The sequence below is a fragment of the Microcystis sp. M49636_WE2 genome (assembly GCF_030065375.1).
In the GTDB taxonomy this organism is placed as follows: domain Bacteria; phylum Cyanobacteriota; class Cyanobacteriia; order Cyanobacteriales; family Microcystaceae; genus Microcystis; species Microcystis aeruginosa_C.
Window position 1 is genome coordinate 1 of record NZ_JASJFG010000508.1, and the last position, 9,283, is coordinate 9,283.

The 9,283-nt window shown below is 44.2% G+C and carries 8 protein-coding genes; 4 read left to right on the top strand and 4 right to left on the bottom strand.

All coding sequences use genetic code 11. The features are described 5' to 3' along the window. Both PX484_RS11850 and recR read left to right on the top strand, forming a co-directional pair. The coding region (locus PX484_RS11850; protein ID WP_288103986.1) for a DUF4330 domain-containing protein at nt 1-378 on the top strand (378 nt) is incomplete at its 5' end. 151 nt (nt 379-529) lie between these two features. Further along, on the top strand, nt 530-1,120 hold the full coding sequence (gene recR / locus PX484_RS11855; RefSeq protein WP_071839459.1) for a recombination mediator RecR: 591 nt from the start codon (nt 530-532) through the stop codon (nt 1,118-1,120). A 243-nt stretch (nt 1,121-1,363) separates the two neighbouring features. Here the strand turns inward: recR and ctpB are convergent, their stop codons facing one another. From ctpB to PX484_RS11870, 3 genes are all read right to left on the bottom strand, one after another. Further along, nucleotides 1,364-2,689, bottom strand: a complete 1,326-nt coding sequence (ctpB, locus tag PX484_RS11860) for a carboxyl-terminal processing protease CtpB (protein WP_353736996.1) — start codon at nt 2,687-2,689, stop codon at nt 1,364-1,366. A gap of 142 nt (nt 2,690-2,831) precedes the next feature. Beyond that, nucleotides 2,832-3,251, bottom strand: coding sequence for an NUDIX hydrolase (locus tag PX484_RS11865; protein WP_288103989.1), 420 nt, complete (start codon nt 3,249-3,251; stop codon nt 2,832-2,834). A 110-nt stretch (nt 3,252-3,361) separates the two neighbouring features. Beyond that, entirely contained in the window at nt 3,362-4,060 is a 699-nt protein-coding gene (locus PX484_RS11870) for a hypothetical protein (protein WP_004268899.1), read from the bottom strand. 89 nt (nt 4,061-4,149) lie between these two features. On the opposite strand from PX484_RS11870, the gene folD reads away from it, so the two are divergent. Together folD and PX484_RS11880 are read left to right on the top strand one after the other, a co-directional pair. Further along, entirely contained in the window at nt 4,150-5,007 is an 858-nt protein-coding gene (gene folD, locus PX484_RS11875; protein ID WP_287231891.1) for a bifunctional methylenetetrahydrofolate dehydrogenase/methenyltetrahydrofolate cyclohydrolase FolD, read from the top strand. A 267-nt stretch (nt 5,008-5,274) separates the two neighbouring features. Further along, nucleotides 5,275-6,285 (top strand): hypothetical protein, encoded by a 1,011-nt coding sequence (locus tag PX484_RS11880; protein WP_287766970.1) that lies wholly within the window; start codon nt 5,275-5,277, stop codon nt 6,283-6,285. 357 nt (nt 6,286-6,642) lie between these two features. Here the strand turns inward: PX484_RS11880 and ppsA are convergent, their stop codons facing one another. Further along, a complete protein-coding gene (gene ppsA, locus PX484_RS11885) occupies nt 6,643-9,084 on the bottom strand; it encodes a phosphoenolpyruvate synthase (RefSeq protein ID WP_004268894.1) in 2,442 nt (813 codons plus the stop codon). Between the last annotated feature and the right edge of the window lie 199 nt (nt 9,085-9,283).

Below are 9,283 nucleotides of genomic sequence, written 5' to 3' on the forward strand. Positions count from 1 at the left end.
GAAGTGGATGTTATTGTCCGGGGTTTAAGTGTTCTCAATCCCAATGCTTTGATTAATCAATTCAATACCGAGAAGAAAACTAATATTGTTATTCGTAATCAACCGGCTGGTCAAGTGGATATAAAAAATGTTAAACCTTTAGCGAGAAATGTCTTAGTTCCGCAGCCAGATGGTAGTGTGAAAGTCCTACCCGATCCCCGCACGGAAAACTATTCTCAAGATATGATCATGACTCTCAGTGGTCAAGCGGAAGTTACCGATACCGGTGCGGTTGTTGGCGGTCAAAAGGTGAAAATTGGCACTTTAATCGAGTTGGAAGGAGATAATTATAATTTCAACACCAGTGTTATCGATGTCCGTTTACCAAAAAGGTCTTAATCAGTGAGCAGTGGGGAATTATGAATTATGAATTATGAATTATGAACTAGGGAGCAGGGAGAATAAATAAAACCAATCCCCTGTCTCCTGAATCCTGCCTCCTGACTCCTGAATCCTGACGACTAAAAAACTGATAAGAGGATTAACTGCTATTTATACACCGCCTTTAGCTCGTTTGATCGAGCAGTTACAAAAATTACCCGGAGTCGGACCCAAAAGCGCCCAACGTTTGGCCCTGTATATTCTCAAACGACCGGAACAAGATGCGCTCGAATTGGCCCAGGCGATCGTAGCAGCGAAAAAACAAGTAGGATTATGTCAGGTTTGTTTCCATCTTTCGGCCGAACCGATTTGTGAAATTTGCCGCAATCCCAACCGAGAAACGGGGACTATCTGTGTGGTAGCTGACTCCAGAGATGTGATTGCTTTGGAGAAAACTAGGGAATATTCGGGCAAATATCACGTTTTAGGGGGTGTTATCTCACCTATGGATGGCATTGGACCGGATCAATTAAATATACAGTCTTTAGTCACCAGAGTCAGCCAGAAAAAAATTCAGGAAGTTATCTTAGCTATCAGTCCCAGTGTCGAGGGGGAAACCACGACTTTGTATATCGGGGGTTTACTAAAACCCTTCACTAAAGTTACCCGCATCGCTTTTGGGTTGCCCATGGGCGGCGATCTGGAATACGCTGATGAAGTAACCTTAGCGAGAGCTTTAGAAGGTCGTCGGGAATTATAGAGCAGGGTGTGAGGTTTTGATCAGGTTACTTTTTGGCGAATAATCGAGCATTTGTAATCTAAGATACAGTTTTATACTGCGTCTTATGCTTAGGTGCATAATTTGTAGCTGCAGAAATCTTTGGGCGGGAATCACGAGCAACTGCACGGGAGCGAGAGAGAGCGCTGTTAAATGCTTTAAAGGCCGTTCTAGAATCGCCATTTCGCCGAGACAGTCGCCGTTTCCCCAGATTTTCTAGGACGATTATTCGGCCCGACTACTCAAAGGGTTATTGAGATTGCTAGTGCCGGGACGTTTAACATTATGGGATTGTAGGAGTGAGATCGCCTGTTGGTACTGGGGATCATCCTTAGTTCCCAGCAAAGAAGGATCATCGCGGAAGCGCAGCTGTTGTTCCTGGGTTAACTCGATCTGCACATCGGGTTTAATGCCTTTTTTGTAGATATTTTCGCCGTTGGGGGGATAATAACGGGCAATTGTCACCGCTAAACCAGAACCATCGGAAAGGGTGTGTACCGATTGGACGGTACTCTTGCCATAAGTCGATGTACCTACTAAAGTCGCCCGGCCATTTTCTTTTAGTGCTCCGGCGAGGATTTCGCTGGCGCTGGCGGAACCTTTATTAACCAAGACTACTAGGGGTAAATCGGTAATAGCGGTGTTATTGGCGATAAATTGGCGATCTCCGCCCCGTCGATCGATGGTGCTAACGATTTTGCCCTGTTTCATCCACATACGAGCGATATCGACACTAGCAAATAGTAACCCGCCGGGGTTGCCCCGCAGATCGAGAACATAGCCGGATACCTGTTGTTGACTTAATTCCTCGATCGCCTGTTTCATTTGTTCGGCTGCGTGGGAACTAAATTCATCCAGTTTGATATAACCAACTTTCACCCCACCTTCCTGTTTAAGGGTATAGCTAACCGAGGGAATTTCGATATCTACCCGGGTCAAAGTCACTTCAAATACCCCTTGATCGGGACGGGCAAGCTGTAAACTAACGCTAGTACCCACTTCTCCCTGTAGTGCTTCCATTGCCTGTTCTAAGGTCATTAAAGCGGTGGGTTTGCCGTTAATTCTGATCAGGCGATCGCCGCTTTTCACTCCCGCTTCCTTGGCGGGGGATTTTTTCACCGTATCGACAACGACCAGATCGCTAGTGCGTTTATCGAGAGCTAAACGTACCCCAATTCCCGATAATTCTCCAGAAGTTTGACTGGTGAGGACAGAAAATTCCCTAGGAGTTAAAAAACGGGTATAAGTATCACCCAATTCCTTTAAAGCTTCCCGGATTGCCGTGTAAGCTTGTTGGGGATTAGTATAATTTCTGCTTAACAATTCTTGACGTTTTTTTTGCCAATCAATTTGATGAAAACTACGATCTACAAATTCATTATTAACAATTTGCCAAACCTGGTCGATGACCGCTTTCGGGTTATCTTCTAAGGGTTTTTCCCCTTTGGCTGCGGGGGTAAAGACCATCAGGGAACTAACTGCTAGGGTAGCGATCGCACCTCCAGATAGGAGTTTCTGCACGGAAACGAACGAGGGACGCGACTGGTTCATAAAGACAAAGCCAAAATAAGATTGACGTTTAGATAAAGCCATTCAAAAAGCGGGAGCATTTTGCCTTCGAGGGAGGTGAGGAGCGGTGTTAACTACGACTTTCGTATAGATAGGGGAGTTCCTTGTCTGGCTCTAATATCCACTATAATTCTACTTCTAGAAAATCGAGTAATATCTGGCGATGAATTTTTCCTAAAGGACGAGTCTGATTAATCTTCTGGGAATAGTATTCCCCTTGAAGGATGGCAGCCGGGGGTAATAATGCTAAATCTTGCCCTTCCGTTTGCACTAATTTTTCTAATTCCAGGGTCAGGGGTACATGATAAAGATAACGGGAGAGATTATCATCGTTATAAGAGCGAAAATAGCGTAAACTAGGGGCTTCGTAGTTAATTTCTTCTTTTAACTCTCGTTTTAACCCTATTTCTGGACTTTCACCCGCTTCTAAGTGACCACCAAATAAACCCCACACCCCCGGATAGAGAATCGTCGGGATGTCGTCGCGCAACTGCATTAAAAAGCGACCGTCCTGTTCTAAAATCGCCAAAGCAACAAATATCATCAGTTATCAGTTATCAGTTGTCAGTTATCAGTTGTCAGGAGATTATTTGTATTTTCTCCCCACTTCATAATTCATAATTCATAATTCATAATTCCCACACCTAACCCTAGCTATTTCTCGCTTTGTTTATGGGGTAAAAAGAAAGCATCGAGGGGATCTGGGATGGGTTTAACCACTGCGGGGGGTTTGGGGGGAATCGCTTCCGCGACGGGTTGCGCGGGGGGATTGGGTTTAACGGGGGTAACGACGGGAGTTGCTGGGGGTTTTGTTTCAGCTGCGCTGGGAATTGTCACCTGTCGGGGATTTTCGAGGGGTTTAGTGGAGACTGGGGGAGAATTATTTTCTGGGGGTTTAACTTCTGAGGTGGGGGAAGGTTTAATTTCTGGGGACGGGGAAGGAGTGGGAACCGAATTAACTGCTACTGCATCCATCTGTTCTAATTCCACCACATACAATTCGTTAACGCTTTGGGAACCCTGGGGAATAACTTCAAAGTCAATTTTGCCCTTAATGACGATTTCTTCGCCTTGACGGGGTAATTTATTGCTATTGGTGCGAATCCAAATCTTGCCCGAACCATCCTGCAAAAGATAGGCTCCTCCCGCTAAAAAAGGGGCATAATTGCTCACAGTTCCCCTAAGATAAACTAAAGCACCTTTTGGTTTTTCCTGTAATTGCTCGATCGCTGTTAGGGGAGGATCACCGATGTAGGGAACGGCAATACCGAGGTCAGCAAGGGTACTACAACCGAATAACCCTAGCAATAATAATAAACTGCCGATGCGCCCTACACGAGTCTGAATAGACATTCTTGCTTTAACCTTAACGAGTGCGATTAGCCAATCTTTTTGACCATAGAATAGATCCGAAAGATTTTTGTTCTCGGTATTATCATAGAATGTCCGTAACTACTTGCCAAATTCTCGACGGGAAAGCCTTAGCTCAAAAAATCCAGCTTGGTCTAGGAGAGCGCATCCAGACGCTAAAATCTCCAATGGGAAGACCTCCGGGGTTAGCGGTGTTGATGGTGGGGGATAATCCCGCTAGTGCCGTTTATGTCCGCAATAAGGAGAAAGCTTGTACTAAAATCGGTATGGCCTCTTTTGGTCGTCATTTTCCAACCGATACAAATGAACTAGAAGTTTTAGCGGAAATTGTCCGTCTCAATCAAGATGAGCGGGTGGACGGGATTTTAATTCAATTACCTTTACCTAAGCATTTAGACGCGGTTTCCCTTCTCTACCAAATTGACCCGAAAAAAGATGCTGATGGTTTACATCCTCTCAATTTAGGCGGTTTAGTGCGGGGTGAGGACTGTATCCGCAGTTGTACTCCTGCGGGGGTCATGGCACTGCTGAAAGAATATAATATTCCCATAGCCGGTAAGCACGCGGTGGTACTGGGTCGCAGCATTCTAGTGGGGAAACCTTTAGCTTTAATGTTATTGGAGGAAAACGCTACGGTAACTATTGCTCACTCGCGCACGGAAAATCTGGCAGAAATAACCAGAAGTGCCGATATTTTAGTACCTGCGGTCGGTAAAGCGAATTTAATCACCCCGGATATGGTAAAACCTGGTGCGGTAGTGGTGGATGTGGGGATTAATCGCGTCGCTGACCGTTTGGTGGGGGATGTGGACTATGCTGGAGTTTTAGAAGTAGCTAGTTATCTTACTCCTGTACCGGGTGGTGTCGGTCCGATGACAGTGGCAATGTTATTAAAAAATACCTTGTTAAGTTACGAACGCAAGTTATAAATCCTCAGCTACCAGCTATCAGCTATTCAGTGATTCGGCTCTCTTGGGTTCGGTGGGTAAAATCTATTCTAAAATACAGTCTTGCTGGCGAGTGCGTGGAACGAACCACAAAGACACAAAGGACACAAAGATTGATCGCTTCTATATAAGTTAAACTAATCACACAAAGAATAAGAGGGCCGTAATTCTACCGATACAATCCTTGATTTTTTTTTAACTATGTTGGTAGAATTTTACAAAACTGAATAAACTAGGAGCTTTTCGGTCATGATCTTTATTATCCCGATTATTCTTGGTGCGGCGGCCTTAGTTACTGCTGGTGTGGGAGTTAGTGCTGGTGCTGATGGTGTATCCAAGCTACAAAAGGCGCAAAAAATTGGCAAAAGTGCCGAACAAAGATATAAAAAAGCCAACAAATCCCTAGAAAAAAAGTTTCAAGCTACCCAAAAATTTGCGGAAGAATACGGTCAACTGCAAATTAATGTCAAAATCAACACCATCGGCAGATTTATTAAGTTTATTAGCAGAATTGATCAAAGAATAGGTCAAAGACTTGGTCAAAATTCTTCCCAATCCCATCAACGCTTCTTAGAAGGGTTTGAGGGATTTTCTGCCGAACAATTCAAGGAATATAAAGCAGAAGTGTTAGACGCGCAAAGTTTGGCTGTGGGGGGTTTAAAAGTAGTGGGAGTCGCTTCGGCAGCCAGTCAGGGAACCCTAGGATTAATTGGTCTTTTCGGTACTGCTAGTACAGGAACAGCAATTAGTGGACTTAGTGGGGTAGCGGCTTGGAATGCTACCTTAGCATGGTTAGGAGGTGGTTCTTTAGCTGCCGGTGGTGGTGGTATGGCCCTGGGAACAGTGGTTTTAGGAGGTATTACCGTCGGACCTGCTTTAATGATTGGTGGTTTTGTCTTAGGAGGAGAAGGGAAAAAGGCCCTAACTAAAGCTATCGAATACGCCAAGGAAGTGGATAATAAAATAGCTCAGTTAGATAAAAGTAAGGGTTTTTTAGGACAAGTTCAGCGCAGAATTAAGGAGTTACAATACCTCGTTCATAGTCTGAATAGTAGAGCTATTCAGAGTTTAAATGAACTGGAGTCACGAGCTAATTTTAATCCTCATCTAGAGGAAGATGCAGCCAAGTTTCGGGAGGTACTGCTTTTAATTAAAGCCTCATCGGAAATCATGAAACTATCCATCTTAGACGACAAGGGAAAATTAACTCAAGCAACGGAAAATCTCCAAGAAAAGTACCGCCATCTCTTAAAAAACTAATAATTATTCTTGAAAATCTATGAATGTTATCAACTGGTGGATCGATATTTATCCTCTGGTGATAATCAAAAACTTTCCTTAATTTTAGAAGAAATTACCATCTTATTTTGCTCTATTTATTGGAGAATTTCAGTCAATTATCGACGGTAAAAGCCGCGTTAAAGGATGCTAATCACTGTTGGGAATTTTAATTAATTACCCCTCAATATCTAATACTAAATCTGGTTAGTAAAAACTGATTATTTATTCTCCCTTTTGCCTGAGTGCCTGTCCTGATATGTAGCCTATACTCGACGGATTTAGTATTACTTATATCAAGACAAAAAAAGGTGGGACTTGCCCACCTTTGTCACTAAACTATTGTCCTTGCTCCACTGCTGCCACCATCAATAAAGTCTTGAGGACAGAATCAGGATTAAGACTGATGGAATCGATGCCTAATTCCACTAAAAATTGAGCGAATTCGGGGTAATCACTGGGGGCTTGACCACAGATACCGATTTTGCGATTATGGGCTTTAGCGGTTTCAATGGCCATTTTCACCATGCGTTTAACTCCCTCATTCCGTTCATCAAAAAGATGGGCAACTAGGGCAGAATCCCGATCTAATCCTAAGGTTAATTGGGTCAAATCATTAGAACCGATCGAAAATCCGTCAAACACCTGAGCAAATTGGTCAGCAAGAATTACATTACTTGGTAACTCACACATCACATAAACTTGCAAACCATCAACCCCGCGTTCGAGACCATTTTTCGCCATTTCTTCAAGGACTCTCATCCCTTCTTCGGGGGTACGACAGAAAGGAATCATCGGAATCACATTAGTTAATCCCATTTCTTCCCGGACCATTTTCAGCGCCCGACATTCCAAAGCGAAAGCCTCGCGATAATTAGGATCAGTATAACGGGAAGCGCCGCGCCAACCGATCATCGGGTTTTCTTCCTTGGGTTCAAAGGGTTTGCCACCCAATAAATTAGCGTATTCATTGGATTTAAAATCGGACATCCGCACAATTACATCTTTGGGGTAAAATGCGGCTGCAATCATGGCAATTCCCCGGGCCAATTTATCGACGAAAAATTGGGGTTTATCCTCGTAGTGTTTGGTTAATTCGGCGATTTGGTCTTTTACGTCTCCTTCTTCCAATTCGTGGAATTTCAGCAAGGCACTGGGGTGGGCCTGAATATGGTTAGCGATAATAAACTCTAGACGCGCTAAACCGACCCCTTGGGCAGGAATATCGGCAAAAGCGAAGGCTTTTTCGGGATTACCGATATTCATGAGGATTTTTGTCCGAGTTTGGGGCAAATTGTCCAGGGGAGTTTCAAGAATTTCAAAGGGTAGCAATCCGAGGTAAACTTTCCCTTCATCCCCTTCCGCACAGCAAACGGTGACTTCCTGACCGGTTTTAATCGTTTCCGTGGCATTATTGCAACCCACGATCGCCGGAATGCCCATTTCTCGTGCGATAATAGCGGCATGGCAAGTACGACCACCCTGATTAGTAACGATCGCGCTTGCTTGTTTCATAATCGGTTCCCAGTCGGGATCCGTGCGATTGGTGACGAGAACTTCTCCCGGTTTAAAGTTGTTGATTTTATCTACACTGAGGATGACTCTGGCTTTTCCTTGACCGATTGCCGCACCTACACTCCGTCCCACCGCTAAAACTTGACTTCTTTCTTTAATTTCGTAGGATTTAAGGATATTAGCGGCTTTTTGTGATTGTACGGTTTCTGGACGGGCCTGAACGATAAAGAGTTCTCCCGTGATCCCATCTTTTGCCCATTCGATGTCCATGGGGGTGTAGGTTCCGCGCACTTGCGAGTAATGTTCCTCGATTTGGGTCGTCCAACGGGCTAAAGTGAGGATTTCTTGGTCGCTAATGCAGAATTGATCCTGTTCTAGCTTGTTAACTCGGATATTCTTGGTTAGACGCGATCCTCCATCATCGTAGATCATCTTGATGGCTTTACTGCCGAGGCGTTTGTCGAGGATGGGTTTGTAGCCGTTTTTAAGAGTGGGTTTAAAAACCAGATATTCGTCGGGGTTAACGGCTCCTTGCACGACATTTTCCCCTAAACCGTAGGCTGCCGTGATTAAAGTGGCATTTTTGAACCCTGTTTCCGTATCGATGGAAAACATCACCCCGGAGGTGGCTAGATCTGAACGCACCATTTTTTGGACACCGACGGAAAGGGCGACGGAAAAGTGATCGAAACCGTTATGATGACGGTAGGAAATAGCGCGATCGGTGAATAAAGAGGCAAAACATTTATGGCAAGCTTCTAAAACTCCCCTCACCCCTTGCACGTTGAGGTAGGTTTCCTGTTGTCCAGCAAAACTCGCTTCTGGTAAGTCTTCGGCAGTGGCGCTCGATCGAACGGCCACATCGATGGAATGATAGAGATCATCGCCATAACGTTCACAGAGTCGGCGATAGGCAATAGCGATCGCATGACTTAAATCATCGGGGAACGGTGTATTGAGGATTAATGTGCGTGCTTGTTTACCTTTTTCTTGCAGGTTCTGCACATCGTTTTCGTCTAAATCTTGGAAAATTTGTCTTAATTGTGCGTCTAGTCCGGCTTTTTCGACAAAGTGACGGTAAGCGTAAGCGGTGGTGGCGAATCCTGTGGGGACATTAATCCCTTTCGGGGTTAATTGTTGGATCATTTCGCCTAATGAGGAGTTTTTCCCACCGACTAATCCCACATCTTTGCTGTCTACTTCTTCAAACCACAGAATTAATGCTTGTTCTCTAGAGGTTCTCGCAACATCTTGTAGTAGCATCATAAGTATTTTTACCTCTGTAATCTATACTTTCAGTTTAGCTACATACCATCTTCAAAAATCCTTGAGTTTGATATTTATTTACAAAACTATATAATAGCAAACTCCGCCATGATCGCCCTATCTCTAAAGGGTTTAATTGTCTAGCTACTTAACACAAAAATTAATAAACTAATCAGGAGTCTCAACAGTAACTTTCCTC

Excerpts from the sequence above, each read along its gene's own strand:
- ctpB (WP_353736996.1), bottom strand. The coding sequence starts at position 2,689 with ATGAACCAGTCGCGTCCCTCGTTCGTTTCCGTGCAGAAACTCCTATCT.
- PX484_RS11865 (WP_288103989.1), bottom strand. The coding sequence starts at position 3,251 with ATGATATTTGTTGCTTTGGCGATTTTAGAACAGGACGGTCGCTTTTTA.
- PX484_RS11870 (WP_004268899.1), bottom strand. The coding sequence starts at position 4,060 with ATGTCTATTCAGACTCGTGTAGGGCGCATCGGCAGTTTATTATTATTG.
- folD (WP_287231891.1), top strand. The coding sequence starts at position 4,150 with ATGTCCGTAACTACTTGCCAAATTCTCGACGGGAAAGCCTTAGCTCAA.
- PX484_RS11880 (WP_287766970.1), top strand. The coding sequence starts at position 5,275 with ATGATCTTTATTATCCCGATTATTCTTGGTGCGGCGGCCTTAGTTACT.
- ppsA (WP_004268894.1), bottom strand. The coding sequence starts at position 9,084 with ATGATGCTACTACAAGATGTTGCGAGAACCTCTAGAGAACAAGCATTA.